This window comes from Amycolatopsis sp. 2-15, assembly GCF_030285625.1.
In the GTDB taxonomy this organism is placed as follows: domain Bacteria; phylum Actinomycetota; class Actinomycetes; order Mycobacteriales; family Pseudonocardiaceae; genus Amycolatopsis; species Amycolatopsis carbonis.
This window is the reverse complement of record NZ_CP127294.1, coordinates 7,730,115-7,744,925: the sequence shown is the minus strand read 5'-3', so window position 1 is coordinate 7,744,925 and position 14,811 is coordinate 7,730,115. Positions and strand designations below refer to the sequence as shown.

17 protein-coding genes and 1 pseudogene are annotated in these 14,811 nt (G+C 72.1%); 7 read left to right on the top strand and 11 right to left on the bottom strand.

Annotated features, from left to right (window positions below):
• Nucleotides 1-19: 19 nt before the first annotated feature.
• Nucleotides 20-1,033, top strand: a complete 1,014-nt coding sequence (locus QRX50_RS38310) for a helix-turn-helix domain-containing protein (protein ID WP_285967951.1) — start codon at nt 20-22, stop codon at nt 1,031-1,033.
• A gap of 3 nt (nt 1,034-1,036) precedes the next feature.
• On the opposite strand, the pseudogene QRX50_RS38305 reads toward QRX50_RS38310, so the two are convergent.
• A pseudogene (locus tag QRX50_RS38305) lies at nt 1,037-2,302 on the bottom strand (MFS transporter).
• Nucleotides 2,299-2,472, bottom strand: a complete 174-nt coding sequence (locus QRX50_RS38300; RefSeq protein WP_285967950.1) for a hypothetical protein — start codon at nt 2,470-2,472, stop codon at nt 2,299-2,301. Before QRX50_RS38300 ends, QRX50_RS38305 begins: the two are co-directional and overlap by 4 nt.
• A gap of 52 nt (nt 2,473-2,524) precedes the next feature.
• Between QRX50_RS38300 and QRX50_RS38295 the strand changes: the two genes are divergently transcribed.
• Nucleotides 2,525-3,217: a TetR/AcrR family transcriptional regulator gene (locus QRX50_RS38295; RefSeq protein ID WP_285967949.1), complete on the top strand. Its 693-nt coding sequence runs from the start codon at nt 2,525-2,527 to the stop codon at nt 3,215-3,217.
• 53 nt (nt 3,218-3,270) lie between these two features.
• On the opposite strand, the gene QRX50_RS38290 is transcribed toward QRX50_RS38295, so the two are convergent.
• The 5 genes from QRX50_RS38290 to QRX50_RS38270 form a co-directional block, all read right to left on the bottom strand.
• On the bottom strand, nt 3,271-3,738 hold the full coding sequence (locus QRX50_RS38290; RefSeq protein ID WP_285967948.1) for a cupin domain-containing protein: 468 nt from the start codon (nt 3,736-3,738) through the stop codon (nt 3,271-3,273).
• Nucleotides 3,735-4,646 (bottom strand): NADP-dependent oxidoreductase, encoded by a 912-nt coding sequence (locus QRX50_RS38285; RefSeq protein ID WP_285967947.1) that lies wholly within the window; start codon nt 4,644-4,646, stop codon nt 3,735-3,737. The genes QRX50_RS38290 and QRX50_RS38285 overlap by 4 nt, the downstream gene beginning before the upstream one ends.
• A gap of 24 nt (nt 4,647-4,670) precedes the next feature.
• Complete coding sequence (locus tag QRX50_RS38280; RefSeq protein ID WP_285967946.1) at nt 4,671-5,885, bottom strand: MFS transporter; 1,215 nt, start codon at nt 5,883-5,885, stop codon at nt 4,671-4,673.
• A 13-nt stretch (nt 5,886-5,898) separates the two neighbouring features.
• Nucleotides 5,899-6,537 carry an HD domain-containing protein gene (locus QRX50_RS38275; protein WP_285967945.1) on the bottom strand — a complete coding sequence of 213 codons (639 nt, stop codon included), beginning with the start codon at nt 6,535-6,537 and terminating at the stop codon, nt 5,899-5,901.
• A 117-nt stretch (nt 6,538-6,654) separates the two neighbouring features.
• Nucleotides 6,655-7,389 carry an alpha/beta fold hydrolase gene (locus QRX50_RS38270; RefSeq protein WP_285967944.1) on the bottom strand — a complete coding sequence of 245 codons (735 nt, stop codon included), beginning with the start codon at nt 7,387-7,389 and terminating at the stop codon, nt 6,655-6,657.
• Nucleotides 7,390-7,584: 195 nt separating this feature from the next.
• On the opposite strand from QRX50_RS38270, the gene QRX50_RS38265 reads away from it, so the two are divergent.
• The 5 genes from QRX50_RS38265 (at nt 7,585) to QRX50_RS38245 (ending at nt 11,574) form a co-directional block, all read left to right on the top strand.
• On the top strand, nt 7,585-8,571 hold the full coding sequence (locus QRX50_RS38265; RefSeq protein ID WP_285967943.1) for a GlxA family transcriptional regulator: 987 nt from the start codon (nt 7,585-7,587) through the stop codon (nt 8,569-8,571).
• Nucleotides 8,572-8,956: 385 nt separating this feature from the next.
• A complete protein-coding gene (locus QRX50_RS38260; protein ID WP_285967942.1) occupies nt 8,957-10,537 on the top strand; it encodes a chloride channel protein in 1,581 nt (526 codons plus the stop codon).
• Nucleotides 10,538-10,562: 25 nt separating this feature from the next.
• Nucleotides 10,563-10,850: an alpha/beta fold hydrolase gene (locus QRX50_RS38255; RefSeq protein ID WP_285967941.1), complete on the top strand. Its 288-nt coding sequence runs from the start codon at nt 10,563-10,565 to the stop codon at nt 10,848-10,850.
• Nucleotides 10,831-11,256, top strand: a complete 426-nt coding sequence (locus QRX50_RS38250) for an alpha/beta fold hydrolase (RefSeq protein ID WP_285967940.1) — start codon at nt 10,831-10,833, stop codon at nt 11,254-11,256. Before QRX50_RS38255 ends, QRX50_RS38250 begins: the two co-directional genes overlap by 20 nt.
• Before the next feature lie 90 nt (nt 11,257-11,346).
• On the top strand, nt 11,347-11,574 hold the full coding sequence (locus tag QRX50_RS38245) for a DUF417 family protein (protein WP_285967939.1): 228 nt from the start codon (nt 11,347-11,349) through the stop codon (nt 11,572-11,574).
• A gap of 2 nt (nt 11,575-11,576) precedes the next feature.
• Here QRX50_RS38245 and QRX50_RS38240 read toward each other — a convergent pair whose 3' ends face one another.
• The 4 genes from QRX50_RS38240 to QRX50_RS38225 all read right to left on the bottom strand — a co-directional run bounded on the left by QRX50_RS38240 (nt 11,577) and on the right by QRX50_RS38225 (nt 14,753).
• The gene (locus QRX50_RS38240; protein WP_285967938.1) at nt 11,577-12,410 is read right to left on the bottom strand and encodes an alpha/beta fold hydrolase; all 834 of its coding nucleotides are present in this window, start codon (nt 12,408-12,410) and stop codon (nt 11,577-11,579) included.
• A gap of 139 nt (nt 12,411-12,549) precedes the next feature.
• Nucleotides 12,550-13,041 carry a GNAT family N-acetyltransferase gene (locus QRX50_RS38235; RefSeq protein WP_285967937.1) on the bottom strand — a complete coding sequence of 164 codons (492 nt, stop codon included), beginning with the start codon at nt 13,039-13,041 and terminating at the stop codon, nt 12,550-12,552.
• 52 nt (nt 13,042-13,093) lie between these two features.
• Complete coding sequence (locus QRX50_RS38230; protein WP_285967936.1) at nt 13,094-14,110, bottom strand: nucleotide kinase domain-containing protein; 1,017 nt, start codon at nt 14,108-14,110, stop codon at nt 13,094-13,096.
• On the bottom strand, nt 14,103-14,753 hold the full coding sequence (locus tag QRX50_RS38225; protein WP_285967935.1) for a TetR/AcrR family transcriptional regulator: 651 nt from the start codon (nt 14,751-14,753) through the stop codon (nt 14,103-14,105). Before QRX50_RS38225 ends, QRX50_RS38230 begins: the two co-directional genes overlap by 8 nt.
• Nucleotides 14,754-14,811: the final 58 nt, after the last annotated feature.

Genomic DNA, 14,811 nt, shown 5'->3' with positions numbered 1-14,811 from the left:
GCCAGGAGAGGAGCCGCCCGTGCCTGCTTCGGACGTCTGGCAGCAGTTCCTCGAGGCCGATCGCCGCGGGGCGGCGCGCCCGGAGATCGAGGAGTCGTGGGTGCGGTCGCGGCAGTCCGGCGTCGATCCCGAACGGCTCGACCTCGCGCCCGCTCGGTTCGACCCCGAAACCCTGCTCGTCGCGGTCGGCAGCCGCGTCATCCCCGGCACGGCCGATCTGCTCGTGGGCGACGCCGCGTCGGTCGCGTTGGTCGACCCGCGCGGCACGCTGACCTGGCGCTGGGAGTCCGATCCCGCGTTGCGCCGTGACCTGCAGCAGGTGGAGGTCGAGCCCGGGCACCGCTACGTCGAGGACGGCGTCGGCACCTGCGGGGTGGGGCTCTCGATGGCGGTGCGGTCCGCGTCGATGGTGGTGGGGGCCGAGCACTACAAGCAGGCCTGGCACCCCTACACGTGCGCGACCGCGCCGATCGTCGACCCGACCACGCGGCTGCTGCTCGGCTCGGTCAACGTGTGCTGCCGCGCCGAGCACACCAACCGCTTCGTGATGGCCGCCGTCGTCGCCTTCGCCGAGCGCCTGCGTTCCGCGTTGCGCGACGCGGCCACGCCCCGGCAGCGCCGGCTCGTCGACGCGCACATGACGTTCCGCTCCCTGCCCGGCGCAACGGTGATCACGCTCGACGGCGAGATCATGATCAGCGACGGTGGTCCCGTCGCGACCCTGCCCGACCGCGCGACGCTGTGGTCGATGCTGCGCCAAGCCGGCCCCTCGGCCACGCACCTGACCCTCGCCGACGGCCGGGTCGCCACCGTCCGCCCCGTCACGCCGGGCCGCTTCGAAGACGGCTGTGTCCTGATTTTCAGCGCGGTTTCGTTGTCGGAGCACGAAAACCCGCTCCAGAACGCCGAAGCCGAGATCATCCGCGAGGTCCTGATCGCCTGCCGTGGCAACAAGACCGCGGCGGCGCACCGGCTCGGCATGGCGCGCGGCACCCTGTACAAGCGCCTCCGGCGCTACGGCCTGGGCGACTGAGTTTCACCGCTGGGCGTGCTTCGGCAGGAACCGGACCAGCAGCAGCACCAGCACGTACACGCCGGCGCAGAGGCCGAACACCAGCTCGGCGGCGGAAATGTACGACGCGGGGGAAGACGGGCCGACGCGGGCGAAGAACACGGTGCCGAGCGCGGCGACGCCGAGGGCGCCGGCGAACTGCTGGGCCGCGTTGAGCACGCCGGCGCCGGTGCCGACCTCTTCGGTGTTGGCGTCGCCGAGGACGAAGTCGAACAGCGGCACGAACAGCAGCCCGCAACCGAGTCCGGTCACCAGCAGCGCCGGGGCCAGTTGCCACATCGTGACGGCCGCGCGCCAGTGGGCGATCGACCACCAGAGTCCGAGCAGGCCGGCGACCGCGATGGCCAGTCCCCAGTGGAGGTTCGCTCGCCCGAGTTTCGCGGCGAGTACGGCGCCGGAGAGCAACGTGGCGGCCGCGGTGCCCGCGGCCCACGGGATCAGGGCGAAACCGGTCTGCAGCGGTGACCAGCTCAGGCCGGACTGCAGCAGCAGGTTGAGCACCAGGACGAACGCGCTGAGCGCGGCGTAGAACCGGCCGACGACCAGCAGGCCCACCACGAAACTGCGCCTGCGGAACAACGACGGCGAGATGACCGGATGCGCGCTGCGGCGTTCGGACGCGGCGAACAGCCCGAAGGCCACCAGGCCGGCGGCGATCAGCACGTACGTCCACGCGGGCCAGCCGAGGTCGCGGCCCTGGATGAGCGGCACGATCAGCAGTGCCGAACCGGCGGTGAGCAGGCCGATGCCACGCAGGTCGAGGCGGGCGGCGCGGTCTTCGCCGCTGTGGCGGGGCAGGACCCACCAGGCGAGCGCGCCGGCGAGAACGCCGAACGGGACGCTGATGAGGAAGATCGAGCGCCACTCGCTGCCGAACAGGTCCAGGCGCAGCAGTCAGCCGGCCAGGACCGGGCCGGCGACCGTGGCCAGGCCCATGATCGGGCCGAACGGCATGAGCGCCTTGCGCAGGTGCTCGGGCGGGAAGACGATCTTCACCAGCGCCAGGCCCTGCGGGATCATCACCGAGCCGAACAGGCCCTGGACCACGCGGGCGGCGATGAGGAACCCGGCGCTGGGCGCGAGCCCGCAGGCCAGCGACGCGACGGTGAAGCCGGCCATCCCCAGCAGGAACAGCCGGCGGCGGCCGAGCAGGTCACCGAGGCGGCCCGAGGTGACGAGGCCGAGCGCGAACGCCGCGGTGTAGGCCGAGAGCACCCACGGCAGCGTCATCGGCCCCCACCGAGATCCGCGCGGATCGACGGCCCGGCCAGGTTGGCGACGCTCGTGTCGACGAGGTCCATCAGCTCCGCGACGACCACGACGACCAGCACCAGCCAGGCCTGGCGGAGGGGGAGCTGCGCCGTTCTCGGCACGGCTGACGAACTAAGTTCAGTGCTCACGAACTAAGTTCTAGATGACGAACTAAGTTCGTGTCAAGGTAGGGTGGCGCCCATGCCCGCCGCCTCCCGCCGTGCTCAGCGCTCCGAGTCCGCCGCCTCCCGCAAGCCGCCCATCACCGCCGAGCGCATGACGGACGCCGCGTTGCAGGTCGTCGCCACCGAGGGCTACGACGCGCTGACCATCCGCCGTGTCACGGCCGTGCTGGGCACCGGGCCGTCGTCGCTCTACGCCCACATCACCACGAAGACCGACCTCGACGACCTGCTCATCGGCCGGCTCTGCGCGGAGATCTCGTTACCCGAGCCGGACCCCGCGCAGTGGCGGCAGCAGATCCACGACGTCTACGCCCAGCTGCGCGACCAGTACCTCAAGTACCCCGGCGTGTCCCGCGCGGCGCTCGCCCTGGTGCCCACGCACCAGGAAACCCTGCGCGTCAGCGAGGGCATCCTCGGCCTCCTGCTGGCCGGCGGCGTCCCCGCGCAGACCGCCGCGTGGGTGCTGGACTCCCTCACGCTGTACGTCACCGCTTATGCCTGGGAACGGTCGCTGGTCGACCAGCGCCGGAAAACCGAGGACGACGACTGGGTGCTCAGCCGGGAGGACCTCGTCGAGCGATTGGGCGCTCTGCCGGCCGAGCGTTTCCCCCACACGCGCCGGCATGCGGCCGAGCTGACGTCGGGGTCCGGTCATGAGCGGTTCGAGTTCACGCTGTCGTTGATGCTCGACAACCTCACCGCTTCTTGATCATTGGTCGCGAAGCGGTGAGGTTGTCGAGTCGGGACCGGGCTCCCGGCGGCTCAGCCGTGCGGGTCGTCGACCTTCAGCTGCTCTCCGGTCGTCGCCACGAACACGACCAGCAGTTTCGCCGGTTCGGTCGCGCTGACGTTGTCCGTGGCCACGTGGTGCGCGCCCGGCTGTTCGGTCCAGTTGTCGCCCTGGTGGTAGGTGTGGGCGGGCTGGCCTTCGAGCTGGCTGCGGACCGTGCCTTCGAGCACGTAGGCGTAGACGAAAGCGTCGCCGTGCCGGTGGGGGACCGCGCTGGCGGACGGCGGGAACGTGACGATCGACGAGGTGAACGTCTTGCCCGGGATGTTCGGCAGGGCCTGGGCGAGCAGCGGGGTCAGGGTCTCGGCCGGATGACCGGAAGCGGAGACCGGAGCCGAAACCGAAGCCGGGGCGGCGGGCCGGGGCTCCGCGGCGGACGAGCAGCCGGCGACCGCCACCGCGGTGAGCAGCAGGCCGCCGGCGACACGAGGGTTGATCACTCCGCCACCCGGATGATCGTCTTGCCCGGAGTCCGCTGACGCCGCGCGAACGCGTCCGCCGTCTCGGCGAGCGGGCGCACGCCGCTGACGATCGGCTTGAGGCGTCCGGCGCGGACGCGCTGCGCCAGATCGGCCAGGCGCGCCCGATCCGGTTCCACCACGAAGAAAACGGCGCGCCCGTCGGCGGGCTGTACCTCGGGCGGCGCGGCGATGGTCACGACGGTGCCGCCGGGGCGCACCAGCTTCGTAGAGCGCTCCAGTACCTCGCCGCCGATGACGTCGAGGATCACGTCGGCCGGGCCGGCGGACTCGAAGGAGGCGGTGTCCACAAAGGAATGCGCGCCGAGGCCGAGCACGAAGTCGCGGTCGGCGGGGCGGCCGGTGCCGATCACGTGGGCCCCCGCCTCGTGGGCGAGCTGCACGGCGATGGACCCGACACCGCCGGCGGCGCCGTGGATCAGCACGGTCTGGCCGGTGGACAGCGAAGCGTGGTCGAACAGCGCCTGCCACGCCGTCAGCCCCGAGATCGGCAGCGCGGCGGCCACGGTGTGGTCGATGTCCGCGGCGAGCGGCGCGAGGTTGCGGGCCTCGACGGCCGTGTACTCGGCCAGGGCACCGTCGCGCAACCAGTCGGTGAGGCCGAACACGCGCTGCCCGACGCTCAGGCCGGTGGTGCCGTAACCGAGCTCGGTGACAACGCCGGACAGTTCGTGCCCGGGCACGCTGGGCCTGCGGTCGCGCCCGGCGCGGTCGGTCCAGGTGCCGGGCCACTCGAGCTCGCCCGGGGTGAAGCCGGCGGCGTGGACGCGCACGATGACGTCGTTCTCGGCGGCGTGCGGGTGGGGCAGCTCGGCGAGCTTGAGGCCGCCGATGCCCGCACCTTGGTCCTGTGCGGTGATGGCTTGCATGTCAGGTCCTTTCAGGACGGTCACTCAATGGTGTCGGGGTGCGACGAGTTCGGCGACGCGGCGGGCCGAAGAGGACTGCACGGCGGCGCTCACGGACAGTACGCCGACGAACGCGAGGTACACGTAGCCCGTCGTCTCCAGACCCCAGGCCGGCGCCACCAGCCCGGCCGCCAGCGACGGGAGGCTCAGCGCCGCGTAGCTGACGACGTAGGCGGCGGAGAACACTTCCGACCGCGTCTTGGTGGTGGTGGCCGCGCTGATGCCGCGCAGCGTCCCGGTGAACGTGAGGCCGACGCCGAGCCCGGCGATCACCGACCCGCCGAGGAAGCCGGCCGCGGAGCCGAGGCCGAGGGCGCCTGCCAGCACGGCCGCGCCGACGACCAGCAGGACCGCGCCCATCAGGGTCGCGATCCGCGCCGGGTGCCGCGCCGCCCACAGCCCGCCTGCGCTGTTGGCGAGGAACAGCACCGCGATGGCGAGGCCGCCCGCGGCGCCGAACTGCACGTGCAGGACGTCGGTCACCAGCGAAGGGGCGAGCGCGAGGAACAACCCGGTCAGCGACCACCCCGCGACGATCGCGGGCACCGCGCCGAGGAACGCCCGGCGCGTCTCGCGCGGCACGCGAACGCGCGGGCGCAACGACGTCAGCACACCGGGCCGGGGGGTGGCCGTCTCGGGGATGGTGAAGACCAGCGCGGCGACGACCATGAACGCCACGGTGAGAACCGGGAAGACCACCGCGTCGGGCTGCGGCCCGGCCTGCACGAGCAGGCCCGTCAACCCGCCACCGGCGGCGAGGCCGAAACTCGTCCCCACCGCGGTCATCATCGGGCCGCGGTGCGGGCGATCCGCGGGGGAGAGCTCGACCAGTCCGGCGGCCAGCGCGCCCGTAGCCATCCCGGTGGCGAGGCCCTGCACGATCCGGGCGGTCACGAGCGCGCCGACCCCGCCGGCCGCCCAGAAGATCGCCGTGCCGGCCGCAGCCACCAGGAGCGACGCGACCAGCACCGGCCGGCGCCCGACGTGGTCGCTCAGCGAACCGACCGTCAGCAGCGCGGCGACCAGCCCGGCGACGTACACGGCGAACACGACCGTCAGGATCGTCACCGAAAAGCCCCACCGCTGCAGGTACACCGGGTAGATCGGCGAGGGCGCGCTCGTCGACGCCATCAGGAGCACGTTGGCGAAGACGAGCAGGGCGAAGGAAGCGCCCCGGCTCAGGCTCTGTCGGTCGTCCATCTCGGTGGCCGGGTCAGCTCGACCAGGGCGAGCCGGTGATGCGCTCGACCGTGGTCGTGCGGCGGAAATCGGGGATGAAGTGCTCCAGGATGTCGGAGTTCACCGTTCCGTTGGTGGTGTCCGGGCGGTGCTTCAACGCGTCGACGAAAGTGCGCAGGAAATCGGTCTTGAAATCGCCGCGCGGGTGGAAGGCGAGGATTTCCTCGACGTGGGCGAGATCCAGACCGTCGAATCCGAAACCGAGCACGTCGGTCAGCACGCCGAGGTGGGTCGTGGCGATTTCCGGGCCCATACGGCCGGGGATTCCCGGCGTGGTGTGCAGGGCGATGGCCGTCCACACGGTGTCGGCGGCCGCGGGCGAGAAACCCCGGTCCAGCAGGAACTTGCGCCCGTGGTCGGCGCCGTCGACCTCGAACCGCTGCTCCACGTCGGAAAACGGCGTGATGAGCCCGGTGTCGTGGAACATCGCGGCCAGGTAGAGCAGCTCCGGATCCGGTTTCACCCCGAGCCGCTGCGCGTGGAACTGGCTGAAGAAGTAAACCCGGCGGGAGTGGTGGTAGATGAGGGGGTTGGTCGTTTCCCGGATGAGCTGCGACGCCTCGGCGACCGCCGCCGTCTCGGGGACCTCCACACCCGCGATGATCTCTGACATGACTGCTGCGCTTCCGTTCTTTTCTCGACGGATTTCGTCTGTCTTCATGGTGCCGATCGAGGCGCCCGTCGTGCCGCCTTTGTCCGGCCAGGAACCACTCAGATCAGGACGCGCGCTTCAGCCGTCGACGGTGTGTGAGTGCAGGAGTGCCGAGACGAAGGCGTCGGGCCTGGTCAGGAACGCCTCGTGATCACCCGGAACGGTGATCGGCTCGACCCCGAGCCGGGCGGGGAACCGCGGGCACCACGCGTAGTCGCCCGGGGGCATGGCCAGGTCACATTCGCCGGCCAGGTAGCTGACGGGCAGGCCGAGCGTCGACAGCGCGGGGGCGTGCAGGGGCTGTTCGAAGAAGCACATCGGGTGGGGCACGAGCAGTTCGTAGATCAGCTTCTGCGTCGGCTCGGGCGTGTCCTGCGCGAAGGCGCTTTGCCACACCGAGTAGGGCAGGACCACGGAGTGGTCGCCCGACTCCTGTGCGAGCTGCCGGAAGAGCGCGGCGTGCCCCGGCGGGACGTCGTCCACGAGCGGAACGCCCTGCTCCGGCACGAACGCGCTGTGGAAAACGACGCGGCGCACCCGGTGCGGAACCCGGTGGGCCGCACCGAAAACGGGGTAACCGCCCCAGCTGTGGGCGACCAGCGTGACGTCGGTCAGGTCGTGCCGGTCGAGGAAACCGACGAGGAAGTCCACTGTGTCCTCGAGCGTGAAGCGACGGGGATCGTCGCCGTCCGCGAGGCCCGGCAGTGTCAGCGCGACCACGTGGTGGCCCGCGGCGCGCAACCGCTGGGCGACCGGCCGCCACGACCACGCGCCGTGCCACGCGCCCGGAACCAGAACGTACGTCTCCACCATGGTTCGACTCACCTTCCTGTGGCTTCATTGCCAGAGGGCTCGCGGCCCGTGCCGGACCTGTTCTCGGTCGGGCCTGTGACGGAGGAAACGTAGCGAGTGGTTCAGTTACGGTCAAGTAGTGTAACGGAACTCGTCCGGCGCACTTTTGTGGTGACGGTGTGCTACCAATGCCGTGTGCGCCCGTCTTCCGCCTCCATGACCGCCCGGCCGGGCTCAGCCGCGCGCGTCGTGGCGATCCTCGTCTTCGACGGGGTGACCCTGCTGGACGTCGCGGGTCCGGCGGAGGTGTTCAAGGAGGCCAACCGCTTCGGGGCCGACTACCGGATCGTGCTCGTCTCGCCGACGGGCGAGGACGTGGTGTCGAACCTCGGGTTCAAGGTCGCGGTCGAGGGCTCCGTGGGCTCCGAGCCCGCGCCGGACACCTACCTCGTGGCCGGATCCGACCTCTTCCCGCGCACGCCCGTGCCGTGCGACCTGGCCGAAGCCGCCCGCGTACCGGCCGCCGGCGCGCGCCGCGTCGCCTCGATCTGCACGGGCGCGTTCGTCCTCGCCGCCGCCGGCCTGCTCGACGGCAAGCGCGCGACCACGCACTGGAAGGTCACCCACGAGCTCGCCGCCCGCTGCCCGACGTGCCGCGTGGAGCCCGACGCCATCTACGTCCGCGACGGCACCACCTACACCTCCGCCGGCGTCACCGCCGGCATCGACCTGGCCCTCGCCCTCGTCGAGGAGGACCACGGCCCCGACCTCACACGCGACGTCGCCCGTTCGCTGGTCGTGTACCTGCAGCGCTCGGGCGGGCAGTCGCAGTTCTCCGCCCCGCTGCAAGGCCCGCCACCGCGCTCCCCGGCCCTGCGCACCATCACCGACCTCGTCACGGCGAACCCCGGGGCCAGGCACTCGCTCGGCGACCTCGCGAAACACCTGAACGTCAGCACCCGCCAGCTCACGCGCCTCTTCCACGACGAACTCGACACCACCCCGGCCCGCTACGTCGAGAACATCCGCTTCGACCTGGCCCGGGCCCTGCTCGACCAAGGCCACACGGCGACCCAGGCGGCGACGCTGGCCGGCTTCCCCAGCTACGAAGCACTGCGACGGGTGTTCTCGCGGAAGCTGTCGATCAGCCCGGCGGCCTACCAACGCCGGTTCAGCACGGCTCGGCGGGCGAACGCCGGGTAGTTTTCGCGGCGGTCCGGCCGGTCACGCGCCTCAATCGCACGGCCGGCGTTGTCCGCGCCGGCTCGGACCCGAGATGGGTGGCTTTCGCCGGCTCGGCCTCGTCGGCCGCGGACACCCGGCGCCGCCAGCTCGGCGCGCGCGATGTGTGTCGCTGCGTGGGCACCTTGCACCCGCGGTCTCGGGCGAGGGGTTTCGGCGGCGGTCCGGCCGGTCATCTCGGCCGCGCACCTCAACCTCGCGGCCGTCCGCCGCGGCGAGACCGATCCGGCTCACCTGGGACGGGCGATGCTTCGCGGCCCGGTGGCGAGCACCGTGGCTTCGTCCTCCTACGTCGGCTCGAGCGGCGCGCCGACGCGGCAGGACCGGCGGAGGAGGTGGGCGGAGCATGGCGGACACGGCTTCGCCCGCGCCGGCCGGCGGCACCTCGGACGGGCCGGCCCAGCCGGACCAGCCGGACCAGCCGGCCCAGCCGGCCCAGCCGGACCAGCCGGACCAGCCGGACCAGCCGGCCCAGCCGGACCAGCCGGACCAGCCGGACCAGCCGGACCAGCCGGACCAGCCGGACCAGCCGGACCAGCCGGACCAGCCGGACCAGTCGAACCCGGGCCAGTCGGCCCAGTCGACCCAGCCAGACCAGCCCGACCCCGCAGCACGGCTCCGCTCACCCGCCTACGTGCGCCTGCTGCTGCTCGCCGCGATCATCGGGGTGCCCATCTCCGCGGCGGCGTACTTCTTCCTCCAGCTGGTCGGCGCGCTCCAGGGCTGGGTGTACACCGATCTGCCGCGCGCGCTCGGGTTCGGTGGGGCGCCGTGGTGGTGGCCGGTGCCGCTGTTGGTGCTGTGCGGGCTGCTGGTCGCGGTGGCGGTGCGGTATCTGCCCGGTGGGGGCGGCCATCCGCCTGTCTACGGGTTCTCACCGGGCCACGAGCCGACGCCGCGGCAGCTGCCGGGCGTGCTGCTGGCCGCGTTGGCGACGCTCGGGCTGGGGGCGGTGCTCGGGCCCGAGGCGCCGCTGATCGCACTCGGTGCCGGACTCGGGGTGTGCGCGATCCGGCTCGCGCAGCCGCACGCGCCGAAGCAGGTCGGTGCCGTAGTGGCGGCGACGGGGAGCTTCGCGGCCATCAGCGCGCTGCTCGGGTCGCCGATCCTGGGGGCGTTCCTGCTGATGGAGGCGTCCGGGCTGGCCGGCGCGACCATGGGGCTGGTGCTGCTGCCGGGGCTGCTGGCCGCCGGCATCGGCACGTTGCTCTTCATCGGCCTCGACTCGCTGACGGGCCTGGGCGCGGCCTCGCTGGCGTTGCCCGAGCTACCGCCGTTCACCCACCCCGACCTCGCGCAGTTCGGCTGGGCGCTCGCCATCGGCGCGGCTGCGGCGGTGCTGGGTACGGGGATCCGGCGGCTGGCGCTGCTGCTGCACTCGCGCGTCGAAAACCACGTCCTGCTGCTGACTCCCGCGGCGGGCCTCGTGGTCGCCGGGCTCGCGATCGCCTACACCGGCGCGGGTGGAAGCCTGTCGGACGTCCTGTTCTCCGGCGAGACGGCGCTACCGAAGCTCCTGGAGAACAGCGCGGCGTACTCGGTCTCGACGCTGCTGCTCCTCCTGGCCTGCAAGGGACTCGCGTACGGCGTGACGCTGTCGGCGTTCCGCGGCGGCCCGATCTTCCCGTCGATGTTCCTCGGCGCCGCGGGTGGCATCGCGCTGTCGCACCTGCCGGGCCTGCCGCTCGTCGCCGGGGTGGCGATGGGGATCGGCGCGATGTGCGTCGTCATGCTGCGCCTGCCGCTGACGTCCGTCCTGCTCGCCACGTTGCTGCTCTCGTCCGACGGGCTGGCCGTGATGCCGCTGGTGATCGTCGCGGTGGTCGTGGCCCACGTGCTGGCGGCGTGGCTCGGCCCGCGCGAGGGTTCACTCGCCGGGGGTGATGAGGCGACGCCGCCCGCGGCGCCGGCCTCCAAGGGGTCTTGAAACCACTGCCCGGGGAGGAACCGTCATGGCTCGCCGACCGAACATCGTCCTCGTCCACGGCGCGTGGGCCGACGGTTCCAGCTGGAGCGAGGTGATCGAGCGCCTGCAGGCCGACGGCTACCGGGTCACCGCACCCCAGTTCGCGGAGGCGTCGCTGGCCGGCGACGTCGCCCGGCTGCGCCAGGTGCCGGCCCGCCAGGACGGCCCGACGGTCGTCGCCGGGCACTCGTACGGCGGGCAGATCGTCACCGCACTGGGGGACGGACGCGCCGAACGTCGTCGGCCTGGTCTACGTGGCGGCGTTCGGCCTTGACGAGGGCGAGACGATCGGCAGGCTGCTGGAGCAAGGGCCACTGCCGCCGGCGCTGACGCACCTTGACATCGACAAGCAGGGCTTCGCGTGGCTGCCCGAGGACGACTTCGTGAACCACTTCGCGGCCGACGTGGACCCGGTCAAGGCGCGGGTCATGCACGCCGTGCAGCAGCCGCTGGCCTGGTCGGCCCTGGACGAGGTGATGGGCGTCCCGGCGTGGAAGTCGCACCCGGCGTGGTTCCTGGTGGCCGACGGCGACCAGGCGATCCCGTCCGAGGCCCAGCGCCAGTTCGCCGCTCGCATGAAGGCCGCGACCGTCGAGGTCGCGACGAACCACGTCGCGATGGTCTCCCACCCCGACGACGTGCTGCGGCTCATCGCGAGCGCGGTCGAGGCCGTGCGGTGACGAGTGTCCCGGGCGTCCTGGCCGCCACCGCGCTGCCGGTGATGCGCTACGGGCTGACGACGTGCTTCGTGCGGGTCGGGCTGTCTGATCGTGGCGAAGCCGCTCGCGCCCCGGGCTTCCGCCGTCGGCAGCCTCGGGGCCGCGGCGATGATGGTCGGCACGCTCAGCTTCCTCGTCACCACCCCGGAAGCGTGGCGCGAGGGGCACCGGATGTCCCAGCTGTCGGTGCTCGGCGAAGCCCTCCTGAAGGACGGGGTGCTTCTCGGCGCCTCGCTGCTGACCGCCGCCGACTCGCGGAGGGCCGCCGAACGCTCGTAGGTTCAGCCCCGGTGCACCGCCTCGAGGATGACGCGGGTGACGACGTCGGGATGCGTGATGAAGGACAGGTGGCCCGACTTGATCACCGTCGTGCGCGCCTTCATCCGGGCGGCCACGAAGCGCTGGAGCTCGGGTGACGTCGTGCGGTCGGCCGTGGTGATCACGTAGCTGCTCGGCTTGGTTTCCCAGGCGGCGGCGGTGGTTTTGGTCGCGAACAGATCTTGCGCCACGCGGCCCTGGGCAGCGTAGAGGACCCGCGCCTTGGCAGTGGGGACGCCGTTGGCGAAGTCGTTGAGGAACGCGGCTTCGGTCAGGTGGCCGAAACCGTTCTGGTACACGAGACCCGCGCTGGCCGGTGCGGCCGGGAAACGCGCGGTGAGCGCGGGGTAGTCCTCGCCGGCCATCGGCGCCCGCGCGGACAGGTAGACGAGCGAGTCGACGGCCGGGTGGTCACCGGCCTGGCTGATCACCGACCCGCCGTAGGAGTGGCCCACCAGGACGGCCCGCCCGCTCTGCAGGTCGAGCTCACGCCGCGTCGCGGCCACGTCGTCGTCGAGCGAGGTCAACGGGTTCTGCACCGACGTGACCGTGATCCCGGCGGCTTGCAGACGCGGGATCACCTCGGCCCAGCACGACCCGTCGGCATACGCGCCGTGCACGAGCACGACGGACCGCCGCGGCGCGGGCCGCGTGGCCGCGCTCGCCGAACCCGGCACGGCGAGCGCGAGCCCGGTGGCACCCAGCGCCGCGACGCCCGCGAAGGACCGCCGGGTCAGCCGCGCCGGGGATCTCGTGGTGCCCGGATTCTCGGGATGGTGCGGGTCTGTGCGCTTCATGGCTGAGAGCTCCCCTTGTCGGCAATCGACGCCGTCTGTCCACAGTGGCCGCGGGCGGCCCCCGGCCATGATCACGTTACGCCGCGACCACGACCCGAATCGGAGGCTTTCGGGTAAGGACTGTCCCTTGACACGGGGCTCAACCGGACTCGGCGGTCGAATGCCACACACCGAACCACTGCTCGGCGCCGAACTCCTCGAACTTCGCCACCTCGGTGAACCCCAGCTTCGCCGCGAGCCGCATCGAGCGCTCGTTGGCGGTCTGGGTGCAGAGTGCCACCGGCTCACCGGGCGACGCTGCGGCGAACCAGCCGAGCACCGCCGCGCACGCCTCGGCGGCGTACCCGAATCCCCACGTCCGCGGCAGGAACAGGTAGCCGATCTCGGTCGTCTCGGCGCCCGGGCGGAGCCGACCCGGACGCGCCGCGTCGCGCCGGTCGAGCGTGATCATGCCGATCATCGCCGCGTCGAGCTCGACCACGAAGAAACCGAAGCGCCGCCCGGGCACCTCGGGAGCGGTGCGCTCGAGCTCGTCCCGCGATCGCGGGCCACCGAGGTAAGTCCCGACCTCGGGCGAGGCGAACAACTCGATGACCGCGGCACGGTCGCGGGCCTCGGACGGGCGGAGCACCAGTCGCTCCGTTCTGATCGGAGCCGGTGGCCAGGCGGTCATGACGGGCAACCTATCGCGGCACGACCACAGCCGCGGCTTGCGCCCGCACGGCCTCGGTGATGCCCCACTTCGGGGGAAACCACGGAGCCGGCATCGGTTCGTCGCTGCGGTGGTACTGCTGCTTGATCCGGGTCCGCCCGGAGATGCCGGGGACAGCCGGGTGCGCGACGCGGGCATATTTGTCGACTTCGCAGAACAGGTTCTGGCAGTCGACGAGGTGCAGGCGGCGTCCGCCCAGGGAGGCGAAGCGCAGGCCGAGCCGGGCGAAGTGGGCTTCTTGCGTGTCGGTCAGGTACGCGATCACCGCGTCCTCGATGCCGCTGGCGGCGGGCCCGAAGCACTTGCGGGCGCCGTCCCGCGCGCCCGGGCCGGCGACGACGAAGTCGTTCTCCGAAAAGTCCAGCACAGACGTGTAGTTGAGGTCGATCGAGAACTGGAAGGCCAGGAAGTCCCCGAGGCCCGGATAGACGCGCAGCAGTTCGAAGACCTGCGCCAGGCCGCGGGCGTCCTGGAGCTTCTCGGCCAGGCCGTCGTGGATCATCGTTTCGGCCAGCAGCAGATGGTCGTGGTGCTTGCGGGTGCCGCCCAGCCGGGGTGGCGGGATGACGTAGGCGGGGGAGTAGAGCGTGCGCCGGGAGCGCCAGGCCGCGTCGAGGACCGCGCGCGCCGCCGCCGGGTGCCACGACGCCCAGGTGACCGGGCCGAGCTCGGCCTCCAGCAGGCGCCACGTGTCGATCTTGTTGAAGAACTTGAACAGCATCATGCGGAAGACCACGTCACGAGGCTCTTGCGGGCCGCCGTAGGCCACGTCGTGGATGGCGAACTGGCTCACCCGGTCCGCGGCGCGGTAGCAGTTCGTGAACCGGTGCCGGGCGAGGATCGGATCGCTCGTCGCGGTCCCGTCGTCGCGCAGCCGCGCGAAGTAGGCCTCCTGGCGGGCGGCGGCGAACCGCCAGTACGTGTCGAAAACCGGGCCGGGCCGCAGCCGCCGGCCCGCGACGGTGATGTCCGGAATGGACTCAGTCACCGCGGCCGGGCTCCGGATTTCCCGGCGACGTCAGATACGCCAGCGCCATCTCGCCCGTCTCGGTGGCCCACGTGCTCCAGGTCAAGTCATCCGGCCAGAACCGGCCGGAGGCGGCGCGATGCACGCACGAGCCGATGATCGTCCGCGCCGCCATCCGGAGGGCGAGCGCGCGGTCCGGGCGGCGGATCTCGGCGAGGCAGGGTTCGGCGGCGTCGACGAACGTCCGCTGGATCGTGGCCATCGCCTGGAGGCCGCGGTCGCGGCCCTCGGTGCGCTGGGCGTCGAGCAGCTCGGGGAAGACGCGCCCGTGGCGGGTGAACGTCTGCGCCAGGGCTTCGGTGAACGCGGCGACGGTCCCGTGAAGCCCGGGCACCGGCGAGCGAAGCGCGTCGCCGACGGTGGTCTCCAGCCGGCCGAGCAGGTCGTCTTTCACCGCGTACAGCAGCTGGTCTTTGCCCGAGAACCGGCGGTAGATGGCCCCCACCGACAGTCCCGCCTGGTCGGCGACCGCGCCGACGGTGAACTCCTCGATGCCCCCGTCGGCGAGCACCCGCTCGGCCGCGGCCAGCACCTTCTGCAGGGACTCCCGGCTGCGCGCTTGCTGGGGCGGGCGGAAGCCCTGCTCGACGGATCGCTGACTCACCGGCCGCACGTTACCTCGCGCCTCGGGGCGCCCGGCCGGCGCCCAAATGAGAATGATA